The following is a 15,755-nucleotide window of genomic DNA, read 5'->3' on the forward strand; positions in this document are numbered from 1 at the left end:
TAAAGCGTGTCGGTCGTTCGAGTCGAACGGGTCCGGACGGTTCGGAAGGGCCACCGAGAGCCGAGAACCGAGAATCCGTTCAGCGGGACATGAACTCGCCGCCCTGCGGCTCGTCCGGGTCGGTCGGGATCTCGACGAGCGTCGGTCCGTTGTCGACGGCGTCGGCGGCCGCGGCGGCGATCTCCTCGGGCGTCTCCGCCCGCACCGCCCGCATCCCCATCCCCTCGGCGATCGTCGAACAGTTCAGCGGGGCGTCCGACCAGCCGTACGCCCCGTCCCCGAGGTCGTACGAGCGGGACGCCTCCTCGCTGATGATCGCGTAGTCGTCGTTGTTGAAGACGAAGACGGTGACGTCGAGTCCCTCCGCGACGATCGTGTGGAGCTCCTCGAGACACATCAGCAGGCCGCCCTCGCCGATGACGACGGCGACCGGCTGGTCAGGGTTGGCGACCTTCGCGCCGATCCCGGCCGGGACGCCCAGCCCCATCGACGCCCACGACCCGGGGTTCACGTAGTCGCGGGAGTCGTACACCGGGAACGTCATCAGCGTCCAGATCCGCGAGCCGCCGGCGTCCGCGGCCACGATCGCGTCCCGGGGGAGCCCCTCCCTGATCGCCGACACCGCGCTCACCGTCGTCAACGGGGCCTCCGAGACGTCCCTGAGCGGTCGCATCCGCTCGGCCTCCGCCTCCCGGACCGCCGCCGCCCGGGACTCGCCGTCCGACCCGTCGACCGATCGGTCCGCCAGCTCGGCGTCGATCGCCGAGAGCGTCTCCCGGGCGTCCGCCGCGATCGCGACGCTCGGCTCGTAGCCGCGGCCGATGTCCGACGTGCCGAGGGTCACGTGGATCAGCTCCTCGGGGAGGTCGTACGACCAGCGTTTGGTCCAGACGGCGTCGAAGTCGGTCCCGACGCCGAGGACCGCGTCGGCGTCCTCGAGACACCGTTTCAGCTCCGTGCTCGTCGCGCCACAGAGGACGCCCGCGAAGAGCGGGTGGTCCTCGGGGAACGTGCCCTTCCCCTTATACGTCGTCGCAACCGGTGCCTGGACCGCCTCGGCGACCGCCCGCAGCTCGGCGCTGGCGTCCGCCGCCCGGACCCCGCCGCCGGCGATGACGACCGGCGACGTTGCGTCGGCGAGCGCGTCGCTCGCGCGGACGACCTTCTCGCGGGGGACCTCGACCGTGTCGTCGTGTTCGATTGCGGCGGGCTCCGCGAGCTCGATGTCCATCGGGACGAAGTTCTTCGGGATCCCGACCCGAACGGGCCCCTTCGGTGCGGTCCGTGCGATGTCGATCGCCCGCTCCAGCTCGGCGACCGTGCTCTCGGGCGTTTCGACCGTGATGTTCTCCTTGACGACGTTGTCGTAGGTGTCCGGCGGGGTCTCGTGGATCCCGTCGCCGCCCCGCACTTCCGGTTCGGTCTCGACGGCGATGTGGAGGATCGGCGTGCAGTCGTTCAACGCGTTCTTCAGCCCGTTCATGGCGTTCAAGTCGCCGGGGCCGGGGATCACGACCGTCGCGGCCATCCCGCCGCTCGTCTCGGCGAAGCCCCACGCCTGGTGGGAGACGTTCGTCTCGTGACGGGCCATGACGAACCGGATGTCCTCGCGCTCGCTGATGCTCTCGTTCAGCGGGAGCGTCTGTTTGCCCGGGATGCCGAACACGGTGTCGATCCCGTTCGACGTGAGACAGTCGATGATCGCGTCGTTGTTTTTCATGAACGATTGGAGGATCACCCGAGGTACAATAAAGCATTTCGGTGGCGATGGCGCGCCATCCAGCGATGGGCGACCGTCGCCGCGTCACGCGATCGCGACGAGCGGGGCGCACAACGCTTATGCGACGACGGGAACGTGGTCTACCATACCATGGAACAGAACGTGTCGGTCATCGGAGCGGGGAACATGGGGCAAGGGTTCGGCGTCCACTTCGCGGTCCACGGACACGACGTGACGCTCGTCGACCACCGCGACTCGAACCTGGAGCGTGCGGCCGACCGAATGGCGGACGCGGCCGCCGAGCTACGGGACGGCGGGATCGCCGACGTGACCCCGGAGACGGTCCTCGACCGGGTGACGTTCACCACCGACCAGGCGGCCGGCGTCGCCGACGCGGACGTGGTCCTCGAGACGGTCCCAGAGGACCTCGGGATCAAACGGGAGGTGTTCACGGCCCTCGGCGAGCACGCCCCGGACGACGCCGTCCTCGCGTCGAACACCTCGGGGATCCCGATCACCGAGATCCAGTCCGCGGTCCCCGACTGTGCCGACCGGGTCGTGGGCTGTCACTGGTGGTTCCCGCCGTACCTGCTCGAACCCGTCGAGATCGTCCGCGGGGAGCGGACGTCGGACCGAACGATGGACCGGATCCGCGCGTTCGTCGAGGACGTCGAGAGGCGGCCGATAACCGTCGAGAAGGACGTTCCCGGCTTCGTGTGGAACCGGATCCAGAACGCGGTCATCCGGGAGTGTCTCCACTTGCTCGAGGAGGACGTCGCCTCGATCGAGGACATCAACGCCGCCGTCCGGGACGGGTACGCCCGTCGAACGTCCGTGATCGGCCCGTTCGAAACGATGGACATCGCCGGCGTCGAGCAGTTCCGTACGGTCGCCGAGCACCTGTACCCGCACCTCTGCTCGGCGACGGAGGTCCACGGGACGTTCGACGACCGCCTCGCGGAGGGCGCGACGGGCATCGACGCGGGACGGGGGTTCTTGGAATACGACGAGCCGGAGGCGGAGATCGTCGCCCGACGCGACAGGCGGCTCGCGGCGTTGCGGCGGTGTTTCGAGTCGTTCGAGGAGTGACGCCGCCCCGTCAGTGCTTCCGGTGGGCCTCGACGACGTCCCAGTCGAGCTCGATGCCGAGCCCCGGCGCGTCCGGAACCGTGATCCGCCCGTCCTGGATCAGCGGCTCCGACCGGACGACCAAGTCGTCCCACCACGGCACGTCCCGCGCGTGGAACTCGAGCGCGAGGAAGTTCGGGACCGTCGCCCCGACGTGGACGCCCGCCATCGTCGCGACGGGGCTCCCGATGTTGTGGGGAGTGAGCGCGGCGTAGTACGTGTCGGCCAGGTCTCCGATCTTCTTCGTCTCGGCGATCCCCCCCGTCTTCGGGGTGTCGGGGGCGACGAAGTCGACCGCACCCTCCTCGAGGAGGTCGCGGAACCCGTGTCGGCCGTATCGGTTCTCCCCGGTGAGCAGCGGGACGTCCACCTCGCGCGCGAACCGCGCCATCGCGTCGGTGTTCTCGGGCGGGAGCGGGTCCTCGATCCAGATCGGCTCGAACTCGGCGATGGCGTCACACACGCGCTTTGCGGACTCGACGCTGAAGTTCCAGTGGAGGTCGAACGCGAACTCGGCCTCGTCGCCGACCTCCTCGGCCACCGCCTCGACGAGCCGCCGCTTGTGTTCGACCTCGGGGCCGGTGAGGTGTCGCGACTTCGTCTGGATCTCCTTCCCGGAGGGGACGTCGAGGTCGAACTTGATGAGATCGTACCCCTCGTCGACGGTCTCGCGGGCCTCCTCGGCGTACGCCTCCGGCCGATACGTCTCGGTCGCCTGTCCCTCGATGGCGGCGTCGATCATCGACTCGCCCGCGTGGCAGTCGGCGTATACGCGGACCTCGTCGCGCATCTTCCCGCCGAGCAGCTGGTACACCGGCTGGTCGAGGACCTTGCCCGTCGCGTCCCACAGCGCGAGTTCGACCCCGCTTATCGCGATCGTCCCGATCCCCTGTTGGGACCCCCGCCCGGAGAGGCTCTCGCGCATCAGATGGTACAGCCGCTCGACGTCGAGGGGGTTCTCGCCCACGAGCACCGGTCGGAGGTAATCCGTGATCACCTCGTGAACGCCGGGGGAGGGGTACGCCTCGCCGATCCCGGTGACGCCGGCGTCGGTCTCGATCGTGACGATCGTCCAGGGGAAGTTGCCGTCGACGACGACGGTGTCGAGGTCGGTGATCTCCGGCGTGTCTGTGGTGCGTTCCGGGGTGCGGTCGTAGTCGCCCCACATCGTCGTCGACAGCTTCGTGGCGAAGTCTTCGTACATGGTCGTGGTTCGTGTGAACCAGCACCAACGGAACCCATAAATCTGTTGTTGCGACACCCGTCTGCGCCGGTTCCGAACGCGGCGGTAGCTCTTTGTACGCCCTCGACACACGCGTTGACATGGATCACGTAGCGAGCGGTCCGCGGATCGGGTTCCGAACGAACACGCTCTCCGACGAACGGCTCCGATACGTCCGACAGCTCGGCGTCCGAGACGTCTTCATCAACCCCGTCGAACCCGGCGGGGGAACCGGCGGGGACGTCTTCGACGACGAGAGCGACCGCACCGACACCGACCGTCGACTCCCGCTCGGTCCCGACCACGTCCCGTCGGTCGACGACCTCCGGTCGCTTTCGGACGCGTGTGCGGACCACGGGGTGACCCTCGAAGGGATACACACCCTCGGGTACAACAGCTACGGCGACGTCAAGTTCGGGCGGGAGGGACGCGACGAGCAGCTCGCGGCGATCGTCGAGCTGATCGAGAACATGGGCGAGGCCGACCTCCCCGTCCTCGGCTACCAGTGGAACCCGCGCGGCGTCGTCCCGATGCGGACGGGGACCGTCGCGCTCCGCGGGGACGCTCGCGGGACCGGTTTCGACCTGTCGGAGCTCGAGCTCGGCGACGGCCCCGTTATGGACCGCGAATACAGCGAAGCCGAACTCTGGGAGAACTACGAGGGGTTTCTCCGGGAGGTCCTCCCGGTCGCCGAACGGGCCGGCGTGACTCTCGCGCTCCACCCGATCGACCCGCCGTCGATCGAGGAGCTGGGCGGGATCCCTCGGCTGTTCCGGAGCGTCGAGAGCTTCCGCCGGGCGATGGACCTCGTCCCGAGCGGGAACCACGGCCTGAAGCTGTGTCTCGGCTGCTTCTCCGAGATGGGCGTCGACGTCGTCGACGTGGTGCGGGAGTTCGGTGAGCGCGGGGACATCACGTTCGTCCACTTCAGGGACGTCGAGGGGACGGCCGAGTCGTTCAACGAGACGTTCGTCGACTGCGGAAACTACGACGAAGCGGCGGTCATGCGGGCGCTCGTCGACGTCGGGTTCGACGGCGTCGTCATCCCCGATCACGTCCCTCGGATGGACGGCGACACCGACTGGGGACACCGAGCGAGGGGGTACACGGCGGGCTACCTTCGCGGGCTCCTACGGGCGACGACCGCCGCCCGGTAACACGGTCGACACAGTTTTGCCGCGCGCGTCGGAACGGCGGGTATGGACCGGAGCACGACCCCGTACCTGCTGTTACACTACCTACTGCTCATCGGGCTCATCCTGTTGACCGTCGACCTCGTCGAGCGGACGGGGACCGCCGTCCCCCTCTGGTTGGGAGTCCTGATCGCGATCGGCGTCGGGGTTCTCTATCCCCGCGCCGTCACCGCCCTCGGGGTCGCGCCCGAGGGGTGGGAGTGACACCGATCGGCCGTCGCCGGTCGGGCCAGTCACTCGTCGTAGTGGAACTCGGTCCACGGGCCGTCCGTCGGGGGGTACTCCTCGACGACGTCCAAGTCGACGGTGACGCCGAGTCCCGGGCCGTCCGGAACGGCCAATTCCCCGTCCGTGACGTCCACCGTTTCCTCGATGACGTCGAACGCCAGGTCGAACGGGTACATCCCCGGGTCCGCCCCCGCGGGGTCCAGGGCCGGGTCGTTCTCGAACACCGGGTACTCGAGCAGCCGCACCTCGGGGGCGGCGGCGACGAGGTGGGCGTTGGCGACGAGCCCGAGCCACGTGCCGAAGTTGTGCGGAACGAACTCGACGTCCCGGCCGAGACACCACTCGATAGCCTCGCCACAGCCCGTGTAGCCGCGGTGGTGGCGGACGTCCCCCTGGAGGAAATCGACCGCTCCCGTCTCCCCGAGGGCGATGAGCCCCCCTGGGGACTCCTCGCTCTCGCCGCCCGCCAACGGCACGCCGCGCTCGGCGAGGTCGACGTAGCCGTCGTAGTCGTCCGGGGCGACCGGCTCCTCGACCCAGTACGCGCCGTGTTCGCCGGCGTGTTCGACGAGGTCGGCGACGACCGACGGCGTGTACGTCCCCGCCTCGAGTTTCCACCAGGTGTGGCCGTCGAGCATGAGCTCGGCGGTATCGAGGGCGTCCGCGAGCAGTTCGACGGTCCGCCGGTCGCCCGCCGGGCCGATCCCCGGCCGGTACTTGTACCCGAAGAACCCGAGGTCGTCGATGACCGCGGCCTGCTCGGCGTACCCCTCCGGCTCCATGTACATGCCCGCGCTGGCGTACATCGGCAGCGACGTGTCCGGGTCGGTCCCGTACGTCTCACACAGCAGCTCGTAGATCGGCGCGCCGACCTCCTTGCCGCGGAGGTCGTACAGCGCGACGTCGATCGCCGAGACCGCCTCGTGACGGACCCGCTCGGGGACGTCGAGCGCGTCGATCAGGTCGTGTGCATCGGTGATCTCGTCGATCGTCTCTCCCTCGAGCGCGTCGGCGATCGGCCCCTCGACGACGTCGGCGAACGTCGCCTGCGAGTCGCCTTCGAAGTACTCCCGCATGGCGGAGCTGCTCGCGCCCGCGGGGGCGAACCCCCGTGCGCCGTCGGCCGTCTCCACGACCACGAGGACGACGTCCCGTTTCAGGAGCCGCCGGACGCCGCCGTGAAACCGGCGGTCTTGGGGCGGGTCGATGGGCGATGACAACGCGTAGCCGCTGACGTCTGTGACGCGCATAGCCGGACCGACCGATCGGAGACACTTAAAGCAGGGGGGCGAGAACGGCGTCGACGGGCCGCGGGCGGTTCGAGGACGCCGAGACGAGCTTTTAATACGCCGGTTCGACAGCATCAAGGTATGGAATCAGATCGAGACGCGAGCCGCATCGTCCCGGAGGAGACGATCAGGGACATCTGTGGGGACCGCGACGTTCCGGAGTTGGGAACCATCGAGCAGGTGTGGGATCCGGACCCGATCCCCCCGGACGAGATCGAGTCCCGCGCGGCGGAAGCCGTAACCGATCTCACGTGGGATGGCGTGCCCGACGGCGGCGAGGTCGCGATCGGCGTCGGGAGCCGCGGGATCGCGAACCTCGAGGCGATCGTTCGCGGCACCGTCGACGGCGTCCTCGAGGCGGGGTACGACCCGTTCATCTTCCCGGCGATGGGGAGCCACGGCGGCGCGACCGCGGAAGGGCAACGAGAGGTCCTCGAATCGTACGGGATCACCGCCTCGTCCGTCGGCTGTGCGATCCGAGCGACCATGGACGTCGAACGGATCGGGGAGACGCCCGATCGGGGCGTCCCGGTCTACGTCGACGCCAACGCGGTCACGGCGGACGCGATCCTGCCGATCAACCGGGTCAAACCGCACACGATGTTCGCCGGCGACGTCGAGAGCGGGCTCTCGAAGATGCTCGTGATCGGGATGGGCAAACAGCCGGGCGCGAAGATGGCCCACGAGTGGGCGCTCGACTGGAGCTTCCGGAACATGATCCCCGAGATAACGAAGCGGATCATCGAGGACCTCCCCGTCGTCGGCGGCGTCGCCATCGTCGAGGACCAGCTCGACGACACCGCGGTCATCGAGGGCGTCCCGGCGTCGGGGTTCCTCGGCCGGGAGGCCGAACTGCTGGAGACGGCCTACGAGCTGATGCCCCAGCTCCCGTTCGACGACATCGACGTCGTCGTCTTCGACCGGATGGGCAAGGAGATCAGCGGAGCGGGAATGGACACGAACGTGACCGGACGGTTGCTGCCGTTCAACGAGCCGTCCCCGGAGAAGCCGTTCATCCGCCGGATCTACACGCGGTCGCTCACGGAGGCCTCACACGGGAACGCCACGGGGGTCGGGCAGGCCGACTTCATCCACGCGGACCTCCTGGCGGACCTCGCGGTCGAGGACACCGTGATCAACACGGTGACGGCCGGCAGCGTCGAGAACGCCCGGATACCCGCCACGGTCGAGACCGACTGGGCCGGGATCGTCGCGAGCCTCTCGACCGTCGGCGTCCGCGAGCCGGGCGAGCTCCGGCTGCTTCGGGCGACGGACACGATGAACCTGAAACGGCTGTACGCCTCCGAGGCGCTCCTCGCCGAGGCCCGCGACCGCGACGACTTGCGGGTCGTGTCGCCGGCCGAGCCGGTCGAGTTCCGGGACGGCGACCTCGTCGCCCCGTCGCCGACCGATCCCGGCACGCACTGATCGGCCGCGCGCCCGTCTCACGCGATCCGGTTCTTCGGTTCGAGCCCCTCCGTTCGACGGTCGTAGTTGTGGAGGAACAGCTCCACGAACCGGTCGACGAAGTCCTTGGACCGGCCACCGACGTGCGGCGTGACGATCGCGTTCTCGAACCCCCACAGCGGGGACGACTCCGGGAGGGGCTCCTCGTCGAAGACGTCGAGTCCCGCGCCGGCGATCGCGCCCGACTCGAGCGCATCGATCAGGGCCGCCTGGTCGACCACGGGGCCGCGAGCGACGTTGACGAGGAGCGCGCTGTCGGGGAGCGCCTCGAACGACGACCGGTCGATGAGGTGGTGTGTCTCCGGCGTCAACGGCACGGTGAGGACGAGCAGTTCGGTCTCCGGGAGCATCGACGCGAGCTCGTCGGGCGCGAGGACGCGGTCGGACGGGAGCACCCCGTGATAGTCGTCCGGGTCCCGCTTCGTCCCGTACACCTCCATTCCGAACGCCCGCCCCCGTCGGGCGACGGATTCGCCGACGTCCCCGAGCCCGGCCACGGTGAGCGTCCGTCCGTCGAGGTCGATGAGCTCGCTCCCGTGCGACCGGTCCCACGTCCGCTCGTGTTGGCTCTCGAGGAACGAGGGGATGCCGCGGGCGAGACCTAACGCCAATGCGAAGGCGTGGTCCGCGACCGGCGACCCGTAGTTCCCGGTGGCGTTGGTGAAGGTGATCCCCCGATCCGCGAACTCGTCGATGGGAAACGCCGAATATCCCGTACTCGTCGCTTGTACCCAGTCCCCCCGGTCGAGTCCCTCCAGGAGGTCGTCCTCCCAGTTCGCCGGGTTGATCACCAACGCGTCGGCCTCCGGGAGCAGCTCCCGGACCCGGTCGTTCGTGTCGGCCGGCGTGACGGTGAGATCGTCGCGCGTCCCGTCGAGCGTCGAGGCGATCGGCGTGTCGTGTCTGACGATTACGGTCGGCATACAGTTCGTTCTCGGCAGGATCGGTTAAAGAGATGCCGCCGGATCATCGGTTCGGAGCGCGAATCGGGATCGGAGGTCGCCCGACGAGGGTTACAGCGTCGCCGACCGACCCCACCGTCGGTCGTGACCACCGCGCGCTCCGCCACGACTGCTTCAACTTCGTTGTGCGCTCCGCCACGACCGCCTCAGTCCCCAGAGCTATATCGGTGGCGGCGGTACGGTCGGTCGCATGAACATCAACGGAGACGTCGCGTTGGTAACCGGCGGCGGTCGAGGGATCGGCCGGACGATCTGTAACGAACTCGCGCGTCGCGGCCTCGACGTCGTCGTCGCCGACATCGACGCGGACGGGATGGCCGAAACGGTCGCGGACGTCGAGGAGCACGGACAGCGAGCGCTCTCGGTCTACACGGACGTCACCGACGAAGAGAGCGTCGACGAGTGCGTTTCGACCGCGGTCGAGTCGCTCGGACCGATCGACGTCCTCGTCAACAACGCCGGCATCGCCGGGCCGACCAAGAACGTCGAGGACGTCACGGCGGAGGAGTGGGACTCGACGCTCGCCGTCAACCTCCGCGGACCGTTCCTGCTGAGCCGGGCGGTGATCGGCGACATGAAGGGGCGGGGGTACGGCCGGATCGTGAACGTCTCCTCGGCGTCCGGGAAGCGGCCGGTGCCACAGCGGAGCCCGTACACCGCCTCGAAGAGCGGGTTGCTCGGCCTCACGCGGACGTTGGCAGCCGAGGGGGGACCGCACGACGTCAACGCGAACGCCGTGTGTCCGGGGTCGGTGGCCGGCCCGCGGATCGATCGCGTGATCGAGGCGGAGGCGGCCGCGGACGGGCGCTCGGTCGAGGAGGTGACCGAGGAGAAGCGCGCCAAGAGCCCGCGCCACGAGTTCGTGCAGCCGGAGGACGTCGCCGAAACCGTCGCCTTCCTCTGTTCGGACGCCGCCGACCGGATCACCGGACAGAGCATGAACGTCACCGCCGGGAAGATCACCTACTGACGGGGCCGGACGCGACCGACCAACCGTCCAACCGTCGATCGATCCCTCGACCGACCTCTCGTCCAATCGTCGATCGATCCCTCGACCGACCCACCGTCCGATCGCCTATCGATCGTCCGTCGACGCCGGACGCTCGCGCTGGTGGTAGACGGCCAACAGCGAGAGGAGCTGTCGGTCCCGGGCTTCGGTGGCCGCGTCGACGTCGACGTCGCGCCAGTCGTAGACTCCCCTGCCGCTTTTCACGCCGTGCCGGCCCTCGTCGGCGAGCCGCGTGAGCGCGTCCGACGGGGTCGTTCCCCGGTCGATCTCGTCGAGCAGCTCGTCGAGCACCTTCGCGTGGATATCGAGCCCGGAGTGGTCCCCTTTCTCGAAGACCCCGAGCGCCGGGAGCCGGAACCCGAACGTCCCCTTGATCGCCGTGTCGATGTCCTCCGCGCTCGCGACGCCGTCGTTGAGGAGCGCCCACGCCTCGTGTGCCATCGCCGACTGGATCCGGTTGCCGATGAAGCCCGGGATGTCCTTTTCGACCACCACCGGCCGCTTTCCGATTCGGTCGAGCGTCCCCGTGACGGCGTCGACCGGCCAGTCGGCCGTTTCCTCGCCCTTGACCACCTCGACGACTGGGACGATGTGCGGCGGATGGAACCAGTGGGTCCCGAGGAAGCGCTCCGGGCGGTCCAACGCGGACCCGAGTTCGGTGATCGAAAGCGACGAGGTGTTGGTGGCGATGACCGTCCCGTCGTCCACCGCCGCCTCGACGTCGGCGAGGACGGACGACTTGACCTCCCGGTCCTCCGTGACCGCTTCGATCACGAGGTCCGCGCCGTCGACCGCCGCGGGCAGGGACGTCGCGTACGTGATCGCGTCCATCGCGTCGCCGCCGTCGTTCAGGTCGTACTCGTCGTGGGCGACGAGCGTCGACACCGCGCCCCGAACCGCCGCCCGCGCAGCGTCGAGCGCGTCGGCGTCGGCGTCGTACAGGCGGACGGTACAGCCCCCGACCGCGTAGGCGACCGCGATCCCGTGGCCCATCGTTCCCGCACCGACGACCGCGATCGTCTCCTCCCCGACCGACGAGTCCTCGGACGCTGTTTCGGACATACGAGGTGTGTTGACCGACGCAGTCAATAACGGTTGTCCCTGCTCGGCTGCCGGTGATCGGGAAGCCGTCACGGACGCTTGGCCACACCGTCCCCGGATCGGATGTGATCCGACGCCGGCGTACTCGCCGGGTGAGTGTGCGACAGAAACTTTATCACAGACAATAATGAATATGGCTCGTATGACCGAAACAAGGTCCCGCTCCGTTCTAACACCGGCCGTCGCAGTTGATAAGCTGTTGACGCTACTCGCGGTCGTTCTGTGGGCGCTCGCGATCTACTACGCGTACACACAGCGCATGCCCCGAGCACTGTACACGGTCGGGCTGTTCGGGCTCGCGTTCGGGATGTACGCGATCAACGAGTCGATCGAGTCGTTCGAGGAGAACGACTACCTGGACCTGTACCTCCTCGGCGTGGTCCTCCTGACGACCTCGATCACCTCCGTATACCTGATCGTCAACTTCGAGGACCTCCTGTTCATGCGGACGGGAACGGCGTTCCACGACGAGTACGTGCTCGCGCTGTTGTTCACCCTCGCGATGTTCTACCTGATCTACCGGGCGTTCGGGATGGCGTTCCTGGCCGTCATCGCCGGCGGTGCCCTCTACGCGTGGCTCGGCGCGAGCCTCCCGGGGCTGATCGGCCACGGCGGGCTGTCGCTGACGCGCATCCTCAACGTGTTCGTCATGGACTTCGACGGGTTCTTCGGGTCGATAAGCGGTATCGTCGCGGCGTGGGTGGCGCTGTTCCTCCTCTATGCCGGGCTGTTGAACGGCTACGGCGCGTTCGACTACATCATGCGGATCGCGTTCCGTATCTCCGAATACGTGGAGTCCGGTATCGCGCAGTCGGCGGTCGTCGCGAGCCTCGCGATCGGGTCCATCAACGGCGCGCAGGTCGCGAACGCGGCGATGACCGGATCGGTCACCATTCCGCTGATGAAGGAAGCGGGGATGAAGTCGTCCACCGCGGGCGGGATCGAGGCGGTCGCCTCCTCGGGCGGACAGATCATGCCGCCGGTGATGGGCGCGGCGGCGTTCATCATGGCGTCGATCCTCGGGATCACGTACATCGAGGTCGTGGTCGCCGGGATCGTCCCCGCGCTCGTGTTCTACATCGCCGTGGCCATCGCGGTCCACTACGCGGCGATCAACCAGGACATCAAAAGCGGGGTCAACGCACAGGAGGAGGCGGACATCGGCGATACGAAGTCCCGCGCCGAGTTCCTGCTGGAGACGGTGAAGCTCGCGATCCCGTTCGCCGTGTTGGTGTACCTGCTCGGCGTCGCCCAGTGGACGGTCATGTCCGCGGCGTTGTACACGGCGGTCGCGATGTTCCTCACGGGGATCACGTTCCCGGTGCTCGACCGGCTCCTCGGCTACACCGACGACCCGTACACCATCGGGCTCTCACAGACGGTGTCCGGGATGAAGTACGGCGCGCTCATCCTCGCGCCGATCGCGGTCATCGTCGCGGCGATCAACGGTATCGTCGACATCCTCGTGACGACCGGCGTCCCCGGGAAGCTCGCGCTGGCGTTGATGGAGCTCTCCGGCGGCGTGCTGATCATCGCCCTGCTGCTCGCGATGCTGATCTGTATCATCCTGGGAATGGGGATGCCCACCGTCGCCGCGTACACGATCGTCGCGCTGTTGGTCGCTCCCGCGCTGATCGAGGGGTTCGGGCTGGCCCGGCTGCCGGTCCACTTCTTCGTGTTCTACGCGGCCATCCTCTCCGGGATCACCCCGCCGATCGCGATCGCGGTGGTCGTGACGACGGGGATCGCCCAGTCCAACTTCTGGGCGACCGCCATCGAGGCAGTCAAGATATCTGCACCGCTGTTCGTGCTCCCGTTCGCGTTCATCTACAACCCTGAGATCATCGTCGGCGGCCTGACGCTCACGAAGGTCGTCTCGTCGGTGCTGCTCCTGTTCGGGGCGGCCGCGATGGTGCACGGGCTGAACTACTACAAGCGGGCGATCCCGAACCGGCTCGGGAACTACGCGGTACGGCTCGCGTTCGTCGTGCTCGGGGTCGCGATCATGGCGGTCCCCAGCGAGCTCGTCCGGTTCGGTGCCACGGTCCTGGCCACCCTGCTCTTCACCTGGCAGATCATGACGGTCAGGGAGATGGACCTCGCAGCCCTGCAGACCGCCGTCACCCGACGGCTCTGATCGACGTCCGATCCCCTTTTTCCGTCCTCGCGTTCCGTTTCGCCGTCCGACGTCGACCGATCCACCGTCGTGACGAGTCGCGTTACGAGGCTGCTCACGTCATTGGGGTGATCACGTTACGAGGCAGATCACGTCATTGGGGTGATCACGTTATGGAGGTGATCACGTCGTGAGGATGATCACGTCAGCGAACGGATCACCGGACGGGTCATGCTCGAGGTCGTCGGTACATCGCCGTCGCTCGGCGACCGTGGATACGCATCAAAAAGTCACGTTCGACCGCGTTACTCGCCGCGGTCCCAGCTGTCGTCCCAGAGGTCGTTGTCCTCGTAGAAGTCCGCCGCGCCGGGGTGGACGGGGATGAAGTCGGGCTCCATGGCGGTGACGAAGTGTTCGGGGTTCTCGCCGTACGGGAGGAACGCCGGCTGTCCCTCCTGGACGCTCTCGTAGTGATCGTGGGCGATCTGAAGCACTTCGTAGACCGCGTCGGCCGAGACGTCCGGGCTGAAGAAGTACTGGAAGAGCAGCTGCCACCCTTGGAGGGTGTCGCCGACGTCCTGTGTGAACCCGTACGGCTCCTTCTCGAAGTACGGCGCGAGCGGCGACTCCTCGAACACCTCGCGGAACTGGTCGGTAACCTCGACGAGGTGGATGTCGGACCGAGCGTCGACCTCCGCGAACCACGACGGGAGGTTCACCTCGTTCGCACCGTATCCGATACCACACGTGATGTTTCCTTCCTCGACCGCGCCGGCGACGTCACCCACGTCGACGTTGACGACGTTCTCCCGGAGCTGCTCGAGCAGGTCCTCGCCGCCGCCCGTGATCATGATCTCCTCGAACATCTCTCGGGTACCCCAGCCCGGCTGAAGCATGTGGAAGCTCTCGCCGAGCATGTCGTCCGTCGTCTCGATGCCGGAGCCGTCGACGGCCCAGAAGAAGTCGTCACGGACGAAGTAGGTGAATCCCTGGTACGGGGTATCGAGCTCCTCGCCGTCGAACGGTCCCTCCGAGTTCAGCGCCTGCCGCTGTGTGAAGTTGGTGAGACCGTACGCTTCGAGGTCACCCTCGTTGTAGATCCGGATACTGGCAGGGTCACCGCCCGTCGTCTGGGTGTCCCACCGAACGGTATCCGACTGTTCTCGGAGCACGCGTTGGACCGCTTGCGAGGTCTGGAAAACGGTCGACCCCTGCGTCGAGGACCCGACTCGCATGTTGACGACGTCATCGCCGTCCCCACCGTCGTCACCGGACCCACCATCGTCGTCGCCGCCCCCACCGCCGCCGCCGTTGCCCCCGTCATCGTCGCCATCGTCCCCGGTACACCCGGCCAACCCGATCGCGCCTACGCCGGCCGTGCCCTGCAGGAACCGTCGTCTGGATGGAAATTTGTTTGACATCCCATTGTTAATGGTTATTCGGGGGCAATAAACTTGTGGGGTCAGCAACGGGTTCGGACACCGAGTCGCGCGTGGAAGGCGACGTGGTTCACGAGGTATGCAGCTATCGCGCGAAGGCTCTACGGGGGGTCGGCGATCGAGCGTCCACACGATACGGGACGTGTCCGGTGGGTCGCGAGTCGGTGAAGGGGAGACGCAGCCGTCCGGCGCGTCGTCGACGTCGAATGACGGGACGCCGTCCGTGTCAGAACTCGACCCAGACGACGCCGAACTGATACGCCAACACCCAGTACAGGAGAAGCGCCGTCATGACGGCGCTGAACGCGACCTTGACCGCGAGCTTCAGTCGATCCACGTTGTCGGGCCTGACGCGCTCGACGTAAGCCCAGATCTGATCGCTCGTCTCCGATAACCGTTGGGCTACTGACTGGGAGCCACTGTGGTCCCCGGTCGGATCTGTCGACATGGATCCTGATATGCCCTTCCATGACATAAACGTTCGTTTCAATCACGGGCCGACACGAGGACTGGCCCGACCCACAAGCGAGCGTTTCGGGAACCGATCGAACGCAGAAGACGTGTATGAGAAGCAGGAATTCATATAAATATAGTATTACATATAAGAAAAATAATCATACATTTTGATCTAAGATCCGATCTAAAGACCTTTGAAGGCAGTTTTTATCCAAAGCACGCAATAGTACTATTCGTTATGAATTATTCCAACACAGTATATAAATAAGAACTGAATCGAGCGTTCGGGAGCGCGATCGGCGACGGAGAATACGGGACCTCAAAAAGAAGGGCGGAGAAAGCGTGTCCGATCGATCCCTCTCGAGCGACGGCGAACCGTGGCGCGACCACACCCGGCCCGGACGCGAACCCGCTCGGACGATCGC

The 15,755-nt window shown here is 67.2% G+C and carries 13 protein-coding genes; 6 read left to right on the plus strand and 7 right to left on the minus strand.

Annotated features, from left to right (window positions below):
- Nucleotides 1-79 precede the first annotated feature (79 nt).
- Entirely contained in the window at nt 80-1,720 is a 1,641-nt protein-coding gene (locus tag GRS48_RS12240; RefSeq protein ID WP_159486932.1) for a thiamine pyrophosphate-binding protein, read from the minus strand.
- A gap of 150 nt (nt 1,721-1,870) precedes the next feature.
- On the opposite strand from GRS48_RS12240, the gene GRS48_RS12245 reads away from it, so the two are divergent.
- On the plus strand, nt 1,871-2,809 hold the full coding sequence (locus tag GRS48_RS12245) for a 3-hydroxyacyl-CoA dehydrogenase family protein (protein ID WP_159486934.1): 939 nt from the start codon (nt 1,871-1,873) through the stop codon (nt 2,807-2,809).
- 10 nt (nt 2,810-2,819) lie between these two features.
- Here GRS48_RS12245 and GRS48_RS12250 read toward each other — a convergent pair whose 3' ends face one another.
- Nucleotides 2,820-4,052 carry a mandelate racemase/muconate lactonizing enzyme family protein gene (locus tag GRS48_RS12250; protein WP_159486936.1) on the minus strand — a complete coding sequence of 411 codons (1,233 nt, stop codon included), beginning with the start codon at nt 4,050-4,052 and terminating at the stop codon, nt 2,820-2,822.
- A 119-nt stretch (nt 4,053-4,171) separates the two neighbouring features.
- On the opposite strand from GRS48_RS12250, the gene GRS48_RS12255 reads away from it, so the two are divergent.
- Together GRS48_RS12255 and GRS48_RS12260 are read left to right on the plus strand one after the other, a co-directional pair.
- Nucleotides 4,172-5,227: a mannonate dehydratase gene (locus GRS48_RS12255; protein ID WP_159486938.1), complete on the plus strand. Its 1,056-nt coding sequence runs from the start codon at nt 4,172-4,174 to the stop codon at nt 5,225-5,227.
- Nucleotides 5,228-5,269: 42 nt separating this feature from the next.
- Nucleotides 5,270-5,467, plus strand: a complete 198-nt coding sequence (locus tag GRS48_RS12260) for a hypothetical protein (RefSeq protein ID WP_159486941.1) — start codon at nt 5,270-5,272, stop codon at nt 5,465-5,467.
- A 29-nt stretch (nt 5,468-5,496) separates the two neighbouring features.
- Here the strand turns inward: GRS48_RS12260 and GRS48_RS12265 are convergent, their stop codons facing one another.
- On the minus strand, nt 5,497-6,741 hold the full coding sequence (locus GRS48_RS12265; protein ID WP_159486943.1) for a mandelate racemase/muconate lactonizing enzyme family protein: 1,245 nt from the start codon (nt 6,739-6,741) through the stop codon (nt 5,497-5,499).
- A 120-nt stretch (nt 6,742-6,861) separates the two neighbouring features.
- Here GRS48_RS12265 and GRS48_RS12270 point away from each other — a divergent pair, with 120 nt between their 5' ends.
- Nucleotides 6,862-8,208, plus strand: coding sequence for a DUF362 domain-containing protein (locus GRS48_RS12270; RefSeq protein WP_159486945.1), 1,347 nt, complete (start codon nt 6,862-6,864; stop codon nt 8,206-8,208).
- 17 nt (nt 8,209-8,225) lie between these two features.
- On the opposite strand, the gene GRS48_RS12275 is transcribed toward GRS48_RS12270, so the two are convergent.
- Nucleotides 8,226-9,170: a D-2-hydroxyacid dehydrogenase gene (locus tag GRS48_RS12275; RefSeq protein WP_159486947.1), complete on the minus strand. Its 945-nt coding sequence runs from the start codon at nt 9,168-9,170 to the stop codon at nt 8,226-8,228.
- A gap of 229 nt (nt 9,171-9,399) precedes the next feature.
- On the opposite strand from GRS48_RS12275, the gene GRS48_RS12280 reads away from it, so the two are divergent.
- The gene (locus tag GRS48_RS12280; protein WP_159486949.1) at nt 9,400-10,179 is read left to right on the plus strand and encodes an SDR family NAD(P)-dependent oxidoreductase; all 780 of its coding nucleotides are present in this window, start codon (nt 9,400-9,402) and stop codon (nt 10,177-10,179) included.
- A 105-nt stretch (nt 10,180-10,284) separates the two neighbouring features.
- On the opposite strand, the gene GRS48_RS12285 is transcribed toward GRS48_RS12280, so the two are convergent.
- A complete protein-coding gene (locus GRS48_RS12285) occupies nt 10,285-11,280 on the minus strand; it encodes a 3-hydroxyacyl-CoA dehydrogenase family protein (protein WP_159486951.1) in 996 nt (331 codons plus the stop codon).
- A 181-nt stretch (nt 11,281-11,461) separates the two neighbouring features.
- Here GRS48_RS12285 and GRS48_RS12290 point away from each other — a divergent pair, with 181 nt between their 5' ends.
- Nucleotides 11,462-13,456: a TRAP transporter fused permease subunit gene (locus GRS48_RS12290; protein WP_159486953.1), complete on the plus strand. Its 1,995-nt coding sequence runs from the start codon at nt 11,462-11,464 to the stop codon at nt 13,454-13,456.
- Nucleotides 13,457-13,740: 284 nt separating this feature from the next.
- On the opposite strand, the gene GRS48_RS12295 is transcribed toward GRS48_RS12290, so the two are convergent.
- The gene (locus GRS48_RS12295) at nt 13,741-14,856 is read right to left on the minus strand and encodes a TAXI family TRAP transporter solute-binding subunit (RefSeq protein WP_159486955.1); all 1,116 of its coding nucleotides are present in this window, start codon (nt 14,854-14,856) and stop codon (nt 13,741-13,743) included.
- A 244-nt stretch (nt 14,857-15,100) separates the two neighbouring features.
- Nucleotides 15,101-15,322: a hypothetical protein gene (locus tag GRS48_RS12300; protein WP_159486957.1), complete on the minus strand. Its 222-nt coding sequence runs from the start codon at nt 15,320-15,322 to the stop codon at nt 15,101-15,103.
- Between the last annotated feature and the right edge of the window lie 433 nt (nt 15,323-15,755).

This window comes from Halorubrum sp. JWXQ-INN 858, assembly GCF_009806985.1.
In the GTDB taxonomy this organism is placed as follows: domain Archaea; phylum Halobacteriota; class Halobacteria; order Halobacteriales; family Haloferacaceae; genus Halorubrum.